This window comes from Halostagnicola sp. A-GB9-2 (assembly GCF_030068615.1).
Taxonomy (GTDB): domain Archaea; phylum Halobacteriota; class Halobacteria; order Halobacteriales; family Natrialbaceae; genus Halostagnicola.
On record NZ_JASJOC010000002.1, the window covers coordinates 338,875 to 356,111 of the forward strand.

Below are 17,237 nucleotides of genomic sequence, written 5' to 3' on the forward strand. Positions count from 1 at the left end.
GCCACTACGAAGTTGATCGGTTAGCAGGAACGAAAACGTGTCATTCGACCGTGACGCTCTTTGCGAGGTTTCGGGGTTTGTCGATCGGTCGATCGAGCAGTTTCGCCGCGTGGTAGGAAACGAGCTGGAGCTGAACGTTCGCGAGCAAGCCGGCCCAGACGGGGTGGGTGTCGGGAACCGAAAGATGCGTGTCGGCCACATCGACGAGCGAATGGTCGTCGGGACCGACCGCGACGATCGGCGCACCCCGAGATTGAGCTTCGATCGCGTTCGTCTTCGTCTTCTCGTCTCCACCACCTGAATAGACGGCAAAGATCGGCGTCTCATCGGTTACGAGCGCAAGGGGACCGTGTTTGAGCTGTCCAGAAGCGAACCCTTCGGCATGCTCGTAGGTGATCTCTTTGAACTTCAACGCCCCCTCAAGCGCAACCGAGTGGCTCAGTCCGTGGCCGATAAAGAAGTACGACTTGCTGTCCAGGCGTTCTTTCGCGACGGTCTCCGCCCGGCTCGATTCGAGCACCTGCTCGACGTGACCGGGCAAGTCCTGGAGCGTCTCGAGCATCCCCTCTTTGTCTTCCGCCGGCTCCGCATCGGGCAGGTCAGTGGCGATACGTTGAGTGAGTAACGCGAGCGTGACCGCCTGAGACGAGTACGTTTTCGTTGCGGCGACGCCGACTTCCGGTCCGGCCCGAATGTAGACGGCATCGTCGGCGGTCCGGGCGGCGGTCGAGCCGACGACGTTGGTGACCGCGAGCGATCGAGCACCGCGACTAGTCGCTTCGCGGACAGCTTCCAAGGTGTCGGCCGTTTCGCCGCTCTGCGTGACTGCGACGACGAGCGTGTTCTCGTCGACCGGGCCGGTCGTCGATTCGTACTCGCTCGCTCGCAGGACTTCGGTACGGACTCCCGCCGAGCGGAGCAACTGGCCGCCGTACATCGCGGCGTGATAGGACGTGCCACAGGCGACGAACTGGACGGCGTCGATATCGCCGAACGAGCCCGCGGGCAGGTCCTCGAAAACGACCTCGCCGTCCTCGGCACGACCCTCGATCGTGTTCGAGAGCGAGGTCGGTTGATTGTAGATCTCCTTGAGCATGTAGTGGTCGAACTCGCCCTTGCCCGCGTCCTCGGGATCCCAGTCGACGATATCGGTCGAGCGGCTAACCGGCTCTCCCTCGAGATCCGTAATCTGATACGAGTCGGGTTCGAGCACGACGATATCCCCCTCTTCGAGGTAGATGACTTCGTCGGTGAAATCGAGGAAGGCTGGAACGTCGCTCGCGAGGAACCACTCGTCGTCGTCCAAACCGAGGACGAGCGGCGATCCCTTTCGAGCGGCGTACACCGCTTCCTCTCCGTCGACGATAGCGGCGATTGCGTAGCTTCCTTCGAGGGTCGAGACGGCCTTTCGGACGGCCGCTTCGGTGTCACCCGTCTCGTCCCGGTACTCGTCGATCAGGTGCGGGATCACTTCCGTGTCCGTATCACTCTCGAATTCGTGCCCCTTCGATCGAAGGTCTGCTTTGAGTTCGTCGTAATTGTCGATAACGCCATTATGGACGACGGCCACGTCGCCGACAGTATCGGTGTGTGGGTGGGCGTTCTCGTCGGTTGGCGGTCCGTGGGTACTCCATCGCGTGTGGCCAATTCCCATGTTTCCGTTCGGACGGACTTCGAGCTGTGACTTGAGCTCGGACACTTCACCCGAACATTTGTGGACTTTGACGCCCGATCCGTTCTGGACCGCGATACCTGCGGAATCGTAGCCACGATACTCGAGGTTCTCGAGGCCAGACAGTAGCGTTTCTGCGGCATCTCCGTGACCGATCCGTGCAATAATACCACACATTAGTGACACACCTCAGTCGCCGATACTTGTCGCATCCGTGCTCGTAGGCCAAATTTCAGTGTTCTGTTCGTCACTGTACAGTCGTTGGAAACGGGCCCGTTGGCTACGACGGTACTGAAAGTCCGACTCGAAAGAGTAGCCTCAGATATGGTGGTGTCTCGTATCATCGTTATCTCATACCCGTATATGGCGTCCGTTGAGGGACGACTCAGGTATCTACTAGCGCATATCCTTTTGGGGCCATTACTATAGTACAGGTAAGCCGCCACCTATCGAGTGTATAATGAGTGGTTTGTGTCGATATATTCCGGGAAAAAGCAAATGGGAGTGAATTATTTAGGTATATATGTGTGCATGTTCGATTCTAGTTGGATCGGTCGTCAGACAATCGACCCGCGCTCGGAAAATAGTTGCACTACGTCGATATGGGGTGTACAGCCCTTCTCGTTGGCGTTATCAAACTGCTAATCGAGGTCTCTAGACGAGTGCCGAGGATTGTTGTTAGATAGACACGATCAGCTGACTCCTGAGAGTGGATATACGGACGCGAAAAAACGATTAGTACCTTCGGTGAACGTGGCGATACCGGGAGCTCCGAGAGCGGAGAAGGTGTTTTAAACGGGAGGAAATCTCGGACAGGAGTTCCCTCTTGACGCTGTTTGTCGGGACGGAATACGGGGAGATAAAGAACGATACGAGATGAGTAGATGACGGCCGATACTGACAGCGTTACTTTTCGATCGAAGCGAAATGAGGAAACGCGATTCGACACGAGGGGAGACTATCGACCACCCACGAAGACCGATTCGGTGGGGTCAGGCGACCGGGTTACCGACGTTGTCCGAGTCCGACTGATTGTTTTCGTTGATTTCGTCTCTCGCGAGCGTGATAACGTTCTCGCGCCCGAGCGATGTCTTCTCGATCGTTCCGCTATCGTGCATCTTCGAGAGTGTTCGGCTGACTTTCGACTTCGACCATCCGGTTTCTTCCGCGATCTGGTGTTGGCGGATTCGACCGTGGTTTTCGACGAGCAATCGCACGACTTGCCCTTCATCGCTTAACAGTTCGGGCGGGGTCTCGGCTGAGACGACGCTTTCGTAGGCGGGTGGTTGCTCCCGCGGAGTCGTCTCGTTCTGTGGGACGGATTCGCGTTGCTCGTCGGAGGCCAACGCCTGTGTCGGCACCGAAAGTTCGCGATCCGACATCGCTTCCGTAACCCGTATACCAACGAGCGCCGTGATCATGAGAAAGAGGATCACGATCAGGGCAGCCTCCAGATCTGAAACCGTCCGAATCATCTGAATCAAGAGGGGAGGCCCTGCCGAAATTTCGATTATTTCTGGGACGTGAACCGTCGAGACGTCCGGAACGTCGCCGAATTGCGAAATCGAACCCGGAACGGTTTCGGCGGAGTCAATACTAGTCACCGCGGCTTGGAAAACGCCGTTATCGGACTGTGAACTGGGCACCATAGTTTCGCCATTTGGGTGATCGGGGCGTGGCCGAACTCGCCTCGACAGCACGCTGATCGTATTATGTAGCCGCTCTATAGCACCTTCATTATGGGTTTACACAGTCGCGTTTAACAGGCTGCTAACTCTCGAGCCGATACAAATCGCTGTTTGTGCGGTATTTCCGCTATTGTAGCCGCTATCGATAGGTTCGAGCACACGTGAGGGTGCCACAACTGTTTATCTGCGGTATAGTAAACCGATCAAACCTGCTTGTCGAGTGTGAAGCCGGTTCCACGAATACGGAACCGCCGTCTACGCGGTTCCGTCGCACAGCCGCGTGCGATGGACCAAAACGATATATTACCTATGACCCCAACAATTAGCGATACCGAGGATCGAAATGACGAGCAAGAAAGCGGCCATCAGACGTTCAATTCCGAACAGAACGGTGTTTCACTCGAACACGGACAGGCCGCCGGCAAACCGACTGTCTGCGTGGTCGGCCTCGGCTACGTGGGGCTTCCGCTCGCGGTCGGTTTCGCATCGTCTTCGTATCCCGTTATCGGGTACGACGTCAACGACTCGACCGTCGAGACGCTGCAGGGGGGGACGGATACGACCGGAGATCTGACGGACGAAGCGGTCCAGCAGGACGAACTCACGTACACGACCGATTCGGCGGCGCTAACCCAGGCAGAATACGTTATCATCGCCGTGCCGACGCCGGTTCGAGACGACGACCGCCCGGATCTGAGCTACGTCGAGAGCGCGGGGACGACGGTTGGATCGAAGATGGACGCCGGGACGACGGTTATTCTGGAATCGACAGTCTACCCCGGCTCGACTCGAGAGGTGCTCATCCCGGCACTGGAAAACGCATCCGGAATGACCGCTGGTGAAGACTTTTTCGTCGGGTACTCACCGGAACGTGCAACTCCCGGCGACGCGGAACACGGCCTCGCGGATGTCGTCAAGGTTGTCAGCGGTCAAACCGAGAAAGTCCTCGAGGACGTCGCGACGCTATATGAGTCCATCGTGGACGCGGGCGTTCACCGCGCCCCCTCGATCGAAGTCGCCGAGGCCTCCAAGGTCGTCGAAAACACCCAGCGGGATCTCAATATCGCCTTCGTCAACGAACTCTCGATCGCGTTCGATCACATGAACGTCGATACGCAGGAGGTCCTCGATGCCGCGAGTACGAAGTGGAACTTCCACGGATACCGACCGGGGTTAGTGGGGGGGCACTGTATTCCAGTCGACCCGTACTTCTTCACGTATCGATCGACTCAGGAAGGGTTCGTTCCGGAGCTAATGGAAACGAGCCGAAAAGTCAACGAATCTGTTCCGAACCACGTTGCCGACCTGACGATCAAAGCGCTCAACGACTGCAAAAAGGCGCTCAGTACGAGCCGGGTTCTGGTGCTCGGCCTGGCATACAAGCCGGGCGTCGGTGACATCCGAAGTTCGAAAGTCGCCGATGTCATTGAAGTCCTCCAAGAGTACGACATCGATATCGAGGGCTACGATCCGTTCGCCGACAACGATGTCGTCCGAGAATCGTTCGGCATCGACGTCCAGGAAACCCTATCCTTCGACGGATTCGACGCGATTTTGCTCGCGACGCCACACGCCGAGTTCGAACACATCGACCTCTCTGCGGTCGCGACTGATGTCGCGGAGAACCCTGCGCTAGTGGACGTAATGGGTGCGCTCGAGGAGGCCGACGCGGCGGATGCAGGATTCGTCTATCGGAAGTTATGATGAACAACGCAACGCCGTTGATCGACTCGGCTGACGGATGCGGGATGGGGAGCACGAAACAAGCGAGACGATTCGACAACGAGGGGGAACACTAATGGACATCATCGTTACGATACAGCATCCGGGCCACGTCCACTTCTTTCGCAACGCCATTGCGGAACTGGATTCCGGGGGACACGACGTTCACGTCTTCGCTCGAGAGAGCGGGGTTGCAGTCGCCCTGCTCGAGGCCTACGGGATCGAGTACGAGCTTCTGGCCACGGACTCCGACTCGATGCTATCGCTCGCGACCGTCCAGGCGACCTACGAGGCACGATTGTTGTGCCGAGCCCAACGAATCCAGCCCGATGTCATCACCGCGATCGGCGGGGTCGCCGCGGCTCACATTGGGACGATCCTCCGGTCGAAGAGCATCGTTTTCTACGACACCGAGCACGCGGCGCTCATTCAGAAGCTCGGGTATCCCTTCGCCGACGTGATCTGTACTCCGGCGTGTTACGACGGCGAAATCGGTCCGAAACAGGTAACCTACCCCGGATATCACGAGCTGGCGTACCTCCATCCCAACCGGTTCGATCCCGATCCGACCGTCCTCGAGACCGTTGGAGTGGATCGAGACGACACCTTCGCCGTCGTCAGACTGAGTAGTTGGGAGGCCTCACACGACGTCGGACAGGGGGGGTTCGACGACCCGCACGAGGTCGTCGACCGACTCGAGGAGGCCGGTGCAAAGGTATTGCTCACCGCGGAAGGCGATCCGCCGGCCGATCTGAAATCCTACGAATTCACGGCGGCTCCCGAACGGATGCATGATCTCCTCGCGTTCGCCGACGTCGTCGTCGGTGAGGGGGCGACGACGGCAGCGGAGGCAGCGGTGCTCGGAACGCCGTCCGTCTACGTCAATTCCCAACCGCTCGGATACACGACCGAACTCGAGGAGGAGTACGAGCTGTTGTTCGGGTTCAACGATGCGGATCGGCACGCGAAATCGCTCGAAAAGGCCGTTTCGATCGTCGAATCGGCGGACGACGACGTCGAAACGTGGGAGCGGCGACGGGAGCGTCTCCTGGGGGAACGCATCGACGTGACGGAACTGATCGTCGATATCATCGAAACGAAAGCAGGCGCGGTCGACCCGGATCGGTCCGCACTCGCGACTAACCCGAGCTAGCACAATGAAGGTACTACAGTTGGTCACGTCTCCGCGACCGTTTTTCGAACAACAGGTATCGGTTCTCGAGGACCGCGGTATCGAGTGTACGGTCCTCGGCGTCCCGGGCGAATACGACGGGGATTCGGGTCGAACACCGCTCGACTACGTTCGATACTACCCAAAGATTCTTTCAGCCGTTCGATCGACTGACTTCGACCTGGTCCACGCGAACTACGGACTTACCGTTCCGTTCGCGCTCGCACAGCCGACCCGCCCCGTCGTGCTGACGCTGTGGGGAACCGATCTGATGAGCGACCAGGAGTGGCTTCGATCGATCAGTCAACACGGAGCCAGGCGATCGGACGCCGTGGTCGCTCCGAGTCAAGCGATGGCAAAACGACTCGAGACGCCGCACGAACTGATCCCGTTCGGCGTGGATACGGATATCTTTCGACCGATTTCGCAGATAAAAGCGAGAAAGCACGTTGGCTGGGATACCGACAAACCGATTGCGCTGTTTCCCTACGACACGGAGCGGTCAGTCAAAGACTTCGAGCGCGCTCGAACGCTCGCCAGGCAAACGGAAACCGACCTTCAACTGCGGGCAATAAACGGCGTCGACCACGACGAGATGCCCTACTACATGAACGCGAGCGACGCCCTTCTGGTCACATCAAAGCGCGAAAGCGGCCCGATGGTCGTCAAAGAGGCATCCGCGTGTAACCTTCCGGTCGTTTCGACCGATGTCGGATTCGTTCGCGAGACCGTCGACGGCGTTTCGAACTGTTTCGTCAGTGATGACGACGACGACCTGGTTAACGGTCTCAGAACCATCGCCCGAAACCGAGGTCGCTCCGATGGGCGTGAGGTGATTGACGGGCTCAGCCTCGAGTCGATGGGTGAGACGCTCGTCTCCCTTTACGGACAGTTACTCGAAACGAACGAATCTGCACCGTCTCGAAGGGGTGTTGTCCATGGAATATAAATCCCTCTCGGAACTCAGGCCTCTTCGACTCGATACGGTCGCCGCGATCATCGGGCTGTTGATCGCGTTAGCGTTGTTGCCGCTCCAGTTGTTCGTTTCCCAGATCTATCTCGAAACGGTGCCGATCATCCTCGGTCTCGCCTGCGTCCTGTATCTCGTCTCGTTATACCAACAGGACGACGTAAACGAATTGCTGGCGCTCCCGTCGAGCGTCGCAATGGCACTGCCGTCGATCGTTCTCGTCGGACTCTCGTCTCTGGTCTTTCTGACCGTTTTTCAGGGGGAACGGACAGTCCTGTTCTTCGCGCTCTCGAGTCTGATCGGGACGCTGATTCTCTGTCAGATCGTCTTTACCGATAGTCGGGATTTCCATCGCGGGATCGTGTTAACCCAGATCGTTCTGTTCGCGCTAGTCTTTCGCTTTACCGCATTGTACGCGACGCCGGGATACATCGGCATCGATATCTGGACCCACATGGAGTTCGTTGAAGCGATTTACGACGCCGAGATGTTAGGTGCGATTTCCCACGACAAGCACTACGGATCGCCGCTCTATCACCTGCTGGTCGTAGCGAGTTCGCTCGTCTACGACGTCTCCCTTCGAACCGCGTTATATCTCTCGATGGGGATCCTCATGCCGTTCTCGGTACTCCTCATCTACGCGACGGCGAATCTCCTCGTGTCGGACCGATGGGCGACGTTGGCGGCCGCGTTGTTCGCGTTCGCCAGTCACGTCACAATGTGGGGGCTACACCTCATCCCGACGAGTCTCGGTCTGGTGTTCTTCCTTGGGATGTTGTACGCACTGATCAGGGTGATGCGAGTCGAGTATACGATTCGCGACTTCTCGCTCCTGATCCTCTTTGGGATCGCGATAATTCTCACCCATCAAGTTTCGACGTTCATCATGCTCGTCCTGTTGTTGGCCGCGTTCGTCGCGCAGGTTATCTTCGTAATCGGACCGCTGGGACTGACTCGGCTCGACACGAGTGTCTTTCGCGCGAAGAAACCGGTCAACCTGTTCGGACTCGTCGTCTTCAATTTCGGGTTGACCATCTTCATCTGGTCGCTTACTCCGTACGGAGAGAACTCGTTCCTCGCGACGGTGTTGCTTTTCTTCACCGAGACGCTCGAGGAAAGTGCCGGCCTGCTCAACATCGCGAGTGGGTCCTCCGACGGCGGTGCTGACGGTGCCGAGCAGACCTCGACGTTGCTCGAGCAGGCCGTTCCGTACCTGGACGCGCTCGGATTTTTACTCTTGCTCGGCGTAACGTTTGCAGGCTGTCTGTACGTCGTGCACAGGCGTCGCGCCGAGCAATCCGTCTTTACGCTACTGCTCGCTGCGGCGATCATGCTGGTGTTCGTCCTCGTCCTGCCGATGTTCGGCATCCGAAACTTCATTCCAACTCGGTGGTTCGCGTTCCTGTTTGCCCCCATGGCGATTCTCGGTGCTATCGGCCTTCGTTCGTTCAGACAAAACCTCTCGCCCGAGATCGTGGTTTGTGTCTTACTGGTGTTTACGCTCGTCTATCCGGGCGCGATGATAGTCGCCGTCCAGAGTAACGCCGAAAATCCGGTCTTCTCCGATCAACACGAACGTCTCGCGTACGACGAGGCGGAACTGGCCGCAGTTGAGGCGATCGGTGAGCACACCGGATCGCCGTCCGGAAACGAGATTCTTCCGGAACAACAGCTCCACACCGATCATCCGTATCACACAGTGATCAGTCGAACCGGCGCCTATCCATCTTCGAGGGATGCGACGATCCCCGACGATGGGGCGGCGGATCACGACTATACCGTCTATCGATCGGCGCAGTCGACCGATGCCACCTACTTCGAAGACCTCGATGGCGAACAGCGGACCAAATCCATCTCACAAGAGCAACTCTGTCGACCGGATCAGGGGGCCGTATACACGAACGGTGAAGTAACGTTCTGTACGGCTTCGCCGGCGACTAACTGAACTCGGCGTGATGTCCTCGAGCGGGACATCGCAACCAGGTTTGAGTGGCGGTCCCGTCTTCGCCTCGCCGTCGGAATCTTTCTCATTATAACGCATTCGTCGGGTTTTCCAACGGACGACTCCAACTCTCGTACCGATCCGCGAGCGAGAGTGAGCGGTCCCACGAGCGGCTGTCGACGAGCTGTGAGAGAATCCAAAATGGATACTGGCATTTCTGCAGATCGGTTTTCTTTCGTCTCGAGCGCGTTTAGGAACTCCACTTCCGCAGTGAGCCGGTCAGTCCGTGACAGATCGGATTCGTTGCCTCGAGTGAGGAGTTGGTCACTTCGGAGTGAAAGTCCATCACACGGAAACTGGGTACGGATTGTATTCGCGAATTCCATCCCGCTGGGAATTGCGCCGCTCGTATCTGCTTCCGGCGTTATAGTGGTTTCAATCACTGTCAAATACTGGTGAAAATGATCTGGGTTATCACTATCGCGGGTACCGAGCACGTCTGACAGCTGGTAGTGTAGACTGTCGGCTGTACCTATGGAAAGATTCTCTCCCCCGAGGCGATGAGAATCGTGACAACGTACAGCCGACAGTATTACAACACATCTCACGGATGAACTGATCGTACCGGAAGCGCTGATCTATCGTTTGACATCCGTGAGAGAACGGAGCCGTAGAACCGCTTTATGTCCCACTTATCCATGTATTAGATCTCGCCAGCTTCGATAACACGGTGATAATGAGACAGAGGTATGAACGTCGTTAGAACCTCCGGTGCAACCAAATACGGGACGAGACGCGAGAATAAGACGTCTGCTACTTACTCGAGTTCAATCGGAAGTGGGAGCGATTGATCGGCGGTATCAACTGCTGGGTCGGACGGGGAATCACCTTCGTAAAGCAATAATACCAGTCGGTGTTGTTCACCGTCCGCCGATGGCGTGATCTCCAGTGGTTGTTCGTGCGTTTCACCCTCGGAAACGCTCACTGTTTCGTTGGTGAGTTCTGCTTCCGATTCGACCGTCACCTCGTCACCGTCGCCGTACTCGACCTGTTGAATGAGTGCAACGACGGTATACGTCCGATCGCCGTTCTCCTGGTTCGTAATCGAAATCGGCACTTCCTGTGGCTCGCCTGCAGTGAACGTCGACTCGTACATCGTTTCCGTCTCACCGTCGAGGTCTGATGTTTCGACTGAAAATTCGGTAAACCCGTCCGGTTGTACCGGATTAGCAACGGCGAATCCGGCACTGGCAATCAATAGGATGAGACCAAACGCAATCGCGATATTGTACGGTCGCGTATTTGTTCGGTTGTACGGGGTCGATTGATCCTGTCTAATAATGGGTGGGACGATTACGCGAGTTGGTTCGAACCGGTGGGCTGGCGAAAGCTGATACCGGGAAAGGACTCCGATAAGCGCGAGACAGATCGTCAACAATGAAATCCCGAAAAGTACTGGTTCGGCGGTCACACCCCATGGGGTTACGGTCGTAATGAGGGCAATTCCGGGAACGAGAGCGACACTGAAAGCAATCGACAAAATGAAGCGTTCTGTGGGCTTAATACCGCCGCTGAGCAGTGCAGATTTATCGAACCCCGTTTGTTCTTCGTCGAACGAGTGTTGTTCTCCACTCGCATCACCGGGAAAGAGAGCCGCTACGAGGGCGTATCCGGGGAATAAGAGAACGAGTGGTATCGCTAACAGGACCCGAATAGCGCCCGAAATACCGCTAAACAGGCCGAGGGCGACGGCTCCAGTAGCTGCAACGAGAAGTGCGAGGTCGAGAAACCACCAGTCGGTGTCACTCATATGGCTATCTACGGTCGGCTCACGGTTTATTATCACCCCTGTAAGCCCGGTAAATCAGGGGGTGCTTGGAGGTCTCTTTTCGGAATTATATAACGCATCTGGCAATAATATGAGCTATAAGTGTTTCGCCGGTTCTGTACCGTTTCAAAATTAAGAACGTCCATAAATTCAGTAGTAATGTCGGTACGGATCATATGGAGATACCATGGAATAATTTTTAGCTCGAGTGTCGTATGGTCCGGTTATTTGGACGTTACAGGTCCGTAATCGAGAGTATAAAATGGGCAAAAAACAAATTCGCATTGATGAACTGAATGAAAATAGATTCTCAAAAGATGTACGGTTCCAATCCTTTATTATCTCCTTCTGATTAGTGAGAATCACCACGATGGAATCGACATATATCAGTTCGGAAGAACAGGGGGAACCGGATATGGATAACGAGGGTGAAAGCAGTTCGGAGAACGATACCTTCCCTAAAGACGAAATATTCCACCTACTGCAAAATGAACGCAGACGGCTGGTACTGGAGTATCTACGTCAAACTGAAGGCCCAGTCCGTATGCGAGACGTTGCAGAACAGGTTGCGGCATGGGAACACGAAACAACCGTTGAAGAACTGACTTCCACCCAGCGCCAACGCGTGTACATCCCGCTGTACCAATCCCACCTCTCGAAACTCGATAAGGCGGGAATAATCGACTACCAACAGAACCGCGGAATCGTCGAACGGAAACCGCTCGCAGACGAGGTCGACCGGTACCTTCAGGTGGACCCAGTTACCGAACCGACAGCTGACAACGAAGCCGAGCAGCGAGGCTGGGATGACGGGTACATCGGCGCAACTGTCCTCTGTTATGTAATACTTCTGGGGGCGGTGTTCGAAATGCCGATCATCTCGGTCTTCTCGGGAATCGGCCTCAGCGCACTTATGCTGTTGCTTTTCACCCTGATGACTGCTCGCCGCTTTTTCAACTAACCACGTAGCGGTCTCGCTACTGAGAGCGACGATTAGATAATAACGAACAGAACAACCAACAGCGTAATCGAAACGGCCCCGACGAACGCTCGAGAAACGAGTTGATCGTTCGGTCGGTCAGGCCCGAGAACTGTGATGGTCCCACGTTCCGGATCGAAGTCGATGTCTCCAGCGTCGTCGAGCGCGGGGAGTCGTTCCTGGTGGAGCCGTTCGTGGACATCTGCCCAGGTGTCGACTGAGGGGTCTGCTGGATGTACGAGATAATCGACAACTTCGTCGACAGTAACTGGGGTCGTCAGTTCCTCAAGTGTCGAAAGTAGAATAAGATCTGACGCGGGGATGAAATCAGTTGCTGTCGTTGCGGAATCCTGGTCCCCTTGTTCGGAATATTTCAGTTCCTTTTCACTCGTCAGACGCATGTTTCACGTTAAATCTTCGTGGTGTATAAGTATTCCCACGCTTCACCGGTGTTTCTTGAGAAATGGTAGCAAGATAGACCGTTTCACACCATCTATCATGGTTAATCATTTTAGTCCAAGTGGATTATACAACATCGTCGACTTGCGAATCCTCAACCGTTGCCGAAGCGATCAAACCCGGTAACCTACTCCATCTTACTCATCCGACGCTTCGTTCATTCCGCCAGAACGGATACTTCGCTTCAAAATGCTACAGAGAAGGTGTATTCGACGGGGCCAACCAGGGCGAGAGCATTTCTTTTCTGTTCGACCAGATGCCCAGCCAGCGTTGGATATCGTTGATTCGGAGTTTATGCCTCGCCGGAAGCGGATGAGTGCACTCGAGTTCGGGGAGGAGGCGTTGATCGAACTCGTACTGGTCAAACAGAACGTCACGGTTCGGCCAAGGGGGATCGAACGAGGAGAGAAACGGGGTCTTTCGCCGGACGAAGCTCTCCGCTTCGTTGAGGAGTTCCGTATCGTGGGGCCTGTCTGGTGGACGGTGTCGGAGCACGTTTTCGTCGATTCGTTTGAACGCGCGAAGGAACGTTTCCGTCGTCCGATACTCCGGTGGAGTCTGTAGATGCCACTCGACTAGCTCGGCGTCTGTAGCCAGAAATCCCGTAAAGAAATGATCCGAAAGGTGGTTGTGAAACGGTATCGACGGCTGGTTCGCTATTCCACAACCGGTAAGCTCGTTCTGCGGTTGATCGGCTCGGTCTGCAATCGAGTCGACCGCCTCACCGACCGTTTCTCTGACGTAGGTTTCGACATCGTGATCGAAGGACATCCGATCGGCGAGGTCGAGACTCGCTTCGGGGATATACCCGAACCGCTCGAGCAGGACTTCGACCGGGTCGGGGTTCGAATTCAGCCGATCGAAGCAGATCCGTTTTCCGAGTACGTCGATTCCGGCCTGTTCGGTAAAGTGGCCACGAAAAAACGTATCGCAGAGGAGCCCGTGATGTATCGTATCGACGCTTATCTGGTCGGTGTATCCGGCGTGGTGGATATGCAGTGATTCTTTGATCCCCTGCGAGTAGCGAACTTTCGATTCGTGTGCGCGCAAGTACCGCTCGTCGGGTGGAAACGAGGTATGAGTTACGTCGTACTGCTCCGCGAGGCGTTTTGCACCGGTGACTTCCTGTCCCTCGGGATACCCCACGGTATAACACTGTTCGATGTCCGGGAGTTGCGACAGAAGGATACGCGAATCGTATCCGGCTGAAAGAAGGAGTCCGCTCGTTCCCGGCAGTTTCGACCGCCTGTCGATCGCCCGCTCGAGCCGATCCGCAAGTTCCTGAACGTAGTCGAAGTTCCGAGGTTTGTAGACGAATCGGTCTAACTGGGTGACCGAATCCGAGGTGAGCTGGCTATCCAGCGGCAGTCGGAAGAGCTCTTCGACCCACGTTTTCTCCCCGAGTGTCACGCCGAGGTGAAGAAAATCAAGTACGCCGTCCCGGTGAAGTTTGGGCGAGGCGAGCGTTCGGCCGACTTCGCTGGCATCGGTTCCGAAGACTCGCACACTGGGTCCATCCGTATAAAAACAGGACCGCGACCGAACCATATCGGTGGCGACGAACGCCTGATCAGTGGAATCAGCATCGAGAACCGCGAGATACGACCCGTTGAGGTTTCGAAGTGCGTCTTCCCCCTCGGTCGAATACTGCTCAAGTAGCCAGCGCGCGGCGTTTGACTCCTCGCCCGGGACGTACGCTTCTCCCCAGATGAGACAGATACCGTTTTCATCGCTGTACGTCGCGCTCCAGCCGGGTGCTCCGAGACCGGAGTCTCTGATCCCCGCAGTTATCGTTTTTCCTTCGAGGATTTCGTCGAATTCGTCGTCCGATCTGAATCGCTTGAACGTCTCGATACCGCCAAATACGCCGAAGAGTTCCTTGTTCATCGTCTATAACCACCTCAGTGGACGAGCGAGCGGCGTTCGACAGTCACTGTGGCTGGTACCCCCGTCCAGTGAGCACCCGAGAGCGTGCACCTCGTTGTCTAAACTTCGGTGAAGCGACCATTAATTATGACTTAGTTAAGGGCTCAAACGGCCGGAAATCGATTCGTTCTCGAATGTGAGCCTCATTATTCCGCAGATTCCCAACAGCGACGCCCTCGAACTGTCGACGCGCTCTGCCCAGCGTTCGACTATTGGATCTATAATAATGGGGCCTGTGGCGGTACAATCGACTCAGCAATGACACGTAGACGAGCAACGCGACGACGAATCCTTGCCCTCTCAGGAACAGCAGCTGCCGCGGGTCTTGCGGGTTGTAGCGAGCGGATAGACGACGTTACGAACGGATCTGACGACTCGAATGGAGAGTCCTCGGACGAACAGACTGCCTCCGCCCTCTCGGAAGGCGTTCCATCACTCGAAACGGAATACAACAGTCGAGAAGAGTACGCGGACCCGGGAGAGTCCTTCGACGATTTCGAAGACGTCGAGCCGTGGGAGGTTATCGAAGGGGAAGGCGAGGCCGACGAGGATCACGTCTTCGCCGGCGACCAGAGTCTGAAGCTGAACTCGGACGGTGAGGACAACATCCTCGTCGAACGTGACGTCGACGACGAGGACTTTACGGACCAAGATATTTCGTTCGCCGTTCGGACGACTACACCCGATAATATAACCATCAACGTCCATCTCGTCGATCGGCTCGGCGACGAAAAGATCTACTCGCTTCGTGAGATTACCTACCGCGAACCGGACGTCGGCTGGTTCCGATCGAGCCCCGGCGTGTTCGAGGAAACAGAGATCGAACCGGATCTCGGGCAGTTAGATCGAATCGAACTTCACGTCTTGCACTCGATGGACGAAGCCGAAGTGTGGATCGACGATATGCGCACGCACGATACCCCTGATCAGGGATATGTCATCCTGTGCTGGGACGATGGGTCCACCGACTACTACGAGACCGCATCGCCACTCCACGACGAGTACGAATTTTCGACCGTCCAGGCACCGGTCCCCCGTTGGACCGAGGAAGGGCGAGACGGAATCATGTCGGTATCACAGCTCCAGGAACGACAGGATGAGGGCGATCAAATCGTCGTCCACGGGACACACAGCCCGCTTCACGAGATCGAAGACGAAGACGACCTCGAGGCCCGACTCGGCGGAGACAAGAACTGGTTCATCGAGCACGGCTTCGAGGGTGCAAATTACATCGTCTACCCGCACAACAGCTACGATCAAACGAGCCTCGAGTACATTACCGACTACCACTACTGTGGCGGCTTCAACCAGGCCGGGAACGTCAACACGACGGGGGTCTACGGCTTCGATCCGCTTGCGTTGCCCCGAACGATCGGTCACGACCTCGATATCGCGACGCGCTGTATCGACCTCGTCGAGAAGCACAACCAGTGTTCGATCCTGAACTTCCACACGTTCGAGGCGGATAATACGATGGATGAAGACGACTACGAGGAGCTACTCGAGTACATTGACGATTCCGACGTTGAGGTCATCACGTTCGACGAACTCTGGGAGATGCGAACGTCAGTCCACTTCGACAACTAATCCGTTGTGACATCCACCCTGCCCTGAAAGGCGAGGCTGTGTCCCTGTTCCTCACAGAACTCGGCAAAAAAATTACGCCGGGGTGCGGTTCACTCCGTCGAGAGGGTTATCTTCGTTTTTCCGGTTGCGCCGGTCTCGTCGACGACGCGAAGGCCGACCGAGTACTCGCCGTCTTTGGCGATCGTCACGTCTATCGTTTCGCCAGTTTTATTGTACTGATCGGCGCTGTAAACGCTCCACTCGTATGCCTCGATTGCCTCGTTCGGCGTTTCGGCGCAGGTCCCATCGAGCGTGACGGTCTGTCCGGGCTCGAGCGAGTGGTCTTTGGCTCCCGCCGGATCGGTCTCGATTTCAGCGGTCGGCGAGTCCGAGGCGTCATCGTCGGTTTGCTCGTCCTCGGTGAACTCATCGTCTTCGTCGGCAGATTCTTCGTCTTCGTCGATATCATCACCGGATCCGTGTCCATTGTCCGGCTCCTCCTCCGGGAAGAGGGCGTCTTCGACCAGGCGTTCGACGATCACTGATTGCCACTCGACGCGCGTCTCGAGGTCGTGATCGGTCGAGAGCGTTTCGACCAGGAACGCGTCGGCGTCGAGATCGCGAGTCGCTTTGTGAACGAGCAGTCCGCTCGGCTCGACCCCCGAACGGGTGAAGTTGCCGATCTCGAATAATGGATCTGACTCGTCGACGTATTCGCCGTTGACGTGGTCGACTGCGTCCTGTGCAGTTGTCGTGGCATCGGGCGAGTTCGACCGGAAAATCGCCTGGCCAACACCATCGACGGGATCGCCCGCGTAGATACCCGTCGACTCGTGGAGATCAATAACGATATCCGGCTCGTTCTCGAGGACGACGTCCCAGAGTCCCCGTGCGAGTTCAGTCTGTGGCTCGCTACTCTCGGGGAACTGCCGATTGAGGTCGACACCGTCAGCGCCGGCACGACCTTGCTGATCGACCGCTGTCGCGTTCGCTTCGGGAATCGTGACGAGCGTTCCGGCGTCGATCGCCCACTTGGCGATCTCGTTTGCAGTTGCGTATCCGGCGACCTCGTTCCCGTGAACGCCGCCGACGACGAGAACGGTCGGTCCATCCGCCTGCGCTTCCGTCGTATAGACCGTAGTTTCGTGGTCAGTTCCTTCGAGAATGACGTGTGAATCACGAGAGACGGATTCGTCGCCATCCACTTCGTCGTCTGCAGATGTCGTCGCAATACCAGCACCTGTAATCGCACTCCCGGCCACAAGCGCTAGCGTAGATCTTCGCGAAAGCGTATCTCGGAGCATTCCATCCGAT

General features: G+C 56.5%; 12 protein-coding genes. 6 read left to right on the forward strand and 6 right to left on the reverse strand.

Annotation, left to right across the window (positions count from 1 at the left end):
• Positions 1-40: 40 nt before the first annotated feature.
• Positions 41-1,849 carry a glutamine--fructose-6-phosphate transaminase (isomerizing) gene (gene glmS, locus QNM96_RS07200; RefSeq protein ID WP_283835376.1) on the reverse strand — a complete coding sequence of 603 codons (1,809 nt, stop codon included), beginning with the start codon at positions 1,847-1,849 and terminating at the stop codon, positions 41-43.
• Positions 1,850-2,664: 815 nt separating this feature from the next.
• Positions 2,665-3,276: a helix-turn-helix domain-containing protein gene (locus tag QNM96_RS07205; RefSeq protein WP_283835377.1), complete on the reverse strand. Its 612-nt coding sequence runs from the start codon at positions 3,274-3,276 to the stop codon at positions 2,665-2,667.
• Positions 3,277-3,669: 393 nt separating this feature from the next.
• On the opposite strand from QNM96_RS07205, the gene QNM96_RS07210 reads away from it, so the two are divergent.
• The 4 genes from QNM96_RS07210 to QNM96_RS07225 all read left to right on the forward strand — a co-directional run bounded on the left by QNM96_RS07210 (position 3,670) and on the right by QNM96_RS07225 (position 9,168).
• Positions 3,670-5,064 carry a nucleotide sugar dehydrogenase gene (locus QNM96_RS07210; RefSeq protein WP_283835378.1) on the forward strand — a complete coding sequence of 465 codons (1,395 nt, stop codon included), beginning with the start codon at positions 3,670-3,672 and terminating at the stop codon, positions 5,062-5,064.
• A gap of 94 nt (positions 5,065-5,158) precedes the next feature.
• The gene (locus QNM96_RS07215) at positions 5,159-6,235 is read left to right on the forward strand and encodes a DUF354 domain-containing protein (RefSeq protein ID WP_283835379.1); all 1,077 of its coding nucleotides are present in this window, start codon (positions 5,159-5,161) and stop codon (positions 6,233-6,235) included.
• A 4-nt stretch (positions 6,236-6,239) separates the two neighbouring features.
• Positions 6,240-7,202, forward strand: coding sequence for a glycosyltransferase family 4 protein (locus QNM96_RS07220; RefSeq protein WP_283835380.1), 963 nt, complete (start codon positions 6,240-6,242; stop codon positions 7,200-7,202).
• On the forward strand, positions 7,192-9,168 hold the full coding sequence (locus QNM96_RS07225; protein ID WP_283835382.1) for a hypothetical protein: 1,977 nt from the start codon (positions 7,192-7,194) through the stop codon (positions 9,166-9,168). The genes QNM96_RS07220 and QNM96_RS07225 overlap by 11 nt, the downstream gene beginning before the upstream one ends.
• Before the next feature lie 814 nt (positions 9,169-9,982).
• On the opposite strand, the gene QNM96_RS07230 is transcribed toward QNM96_RS07225, so the two are convergent.
• Positions 9,983-10,975 (reverse strand): DUF1616 domain-containing protein, encoded by a 993-nt coding sequence (locus tag QNM96_RS07230; RefSeq protein ID WP_283835383.1) that lies wholly within the window; start codon positions 10,973-10,975, stop codon positions 9,983-9,985.
• 388 nt (positions 10,976-11,363) lie between these two features.
• Here QNM96_RS07230 and QNM96_RS07235 point away from each other — a divergent pair, with 388 nt between their 5' ends.
• Positions 11,364-11,954 carry a hypothetical protein gene (locus QNM96_RS07235; protein ID WP_283835384.1) on the forward strand — a complete coding sequence of 197 codons (591 nt, stop codon included), beginning with the start codon at positions 11,364-11,366 and terminating at the stop codon, positions 11,952-11,954.
• 32 nt (positions 11,955-11,986) lie between these two features.
• Here the strand turns inward: QNM96_RS07235 and QNM96_RS07240 are convergent, their stop codons facing one another.
• Both QNM96_RS07240 and QNM96_RS07245 read right to left on the reverse strand, forming a co-directional pair.
• On the reverse strand, positions 11,987-12,373 hold the full coding sequence (locus QNM96_RS07240) for a hypothetical protein (protein ID WP_283835385.1): 387 nt from the start codon (positions 12,371-12,373) through the stop codon (positions 11,987-11,989).
• A gap of 250 nt (positions 12,374-12,623) precedes the next feature.
• Positions 12,624-14,318: a hypothetical protein gene (locus QNM96_RS07245; RefSeq protein WP_283835386.1), complete on the reverse strand. Its 1,695-nt coding sequence runs from the start codon at positions 14,316-14,318 to the stop codon at positions 12,624-12,626.
• 297 nt (positions 14,319-14,615) lie between these two features.
• On the opposite strand from QNM96_RS07245, the gene QNM96_RS07250 reads away from it, so the two are divergent.
• Positions 14,616-15,944 (forward strand): polysaccharide deacetylase family protein, encoded by a 1,329-nt coding sequence (locus QNM96_RS07250; protein WP_283835387.1) that lies wholly within the window; start codon positions 14,616-14,618, stop codon positions 15,942-15,944.
• A gap of 89 nt (positions 15,945-16,033) precedes the next feature.
• Here QNM96_RS07250 and QNM96_RS07255 read toward each other — a convergent pair whose 3' ends face one another.
• Positions 16,034-17,227 carry a succinylglutamate desuccinylase/aspartoacylase family protein gene (locus QNM96_RS07255; protein WP_283835388.1) on the reverse strand — a complete coding sequence of 398 codons (1,194 nt, stop codon included), beginning with the start codon at positions 17,225-17,227 and terminating at the stop codon, positions 16,034-16,036.
• Between the last annotated feature and the right edge of the window lie 10 nt (positions 17,228-17,237).

Excerpts from the sequence above, each read along its gene's own strand:
- glmS (WP_283835376.1), bottom strand. The coding sequence starts at position 1,849 with ATGTGTGGTATTATTGCACGGATCGGTCACGGAGATGCCGCAGAAACG.
- QNM96_RS07210 (WP_283835378.1), top strand. The coding sequence starts at position 3,670 with ATGACCCCAACAATTAGCGATACCGAGGATCGAAATGACGAGCAAGAA.
- QNM96_RS07215 (WP_283835379.1), top strand. The coding sequence starts at position 5,159 with ATGGACATCATCGTTACGATACAGCATCCGGGCCACGTCCACTTCTTT.
- QNM96_RS07220 (WP_283835380.1), top strand. The coding sequence starts at position 6,240 with ATGAAGGTACTACAGTTGGTCACGTCTCCGCGACCGTTTTTCGAACAA.
- QNM96_RS07225 (WP_283835382.1), top strand. The coding sequence starts at position 7,192 with ATGGAATATAAATCCCTCTCGGAACTCAGGCCTCTTCGACTCGATACG.
- QNM96_RS07230 (WP_283835383.1), bottom strand. The coding sequence starts at position 10,975 with ATGAGTGACACCGACTGGTGGTTTCTCGACCTCGCACTTCTCGTTGCA.
- QNM96_RS07235 (WP_283835384.1), top strand. The coding sequence starts at position 11,364 with ATGGAATCGACATATATCAGTTCGGAAGAACAGGGGGAACCGGATATG.
- QNM96_RS07240 (WP_283835385.1), bottom strand. The coding sequence starts at position 12,373 with ATGCGTCTGACGAGTGAAAAGGAACTGAAATATTCCGAACAAGGGGAC.
- QNM96_RS07245 (WP_283835386.1), bottom strand. The coding sequence starts at position 14,318 with ATGAACAAGGAACTCTTCGGCGTATTTGGCGGTATCGAGACGTTCAAG.
- QNM96_RS07250 (WP_283835387.1), top strand. The coding sequence starts at position 14,616 with ATGACACGTAGACGAGCAACGCGACGACGAATCCTTGCCCTCTCAGGA.
- QNM96_RS07255 (WP_283835388.1), bottom strand. The coding sequence starts at position 17,227 with ATGCTCCGAGATACGCTTTCGCGAAGATCTACGCTAGCGCTTGTGGCC.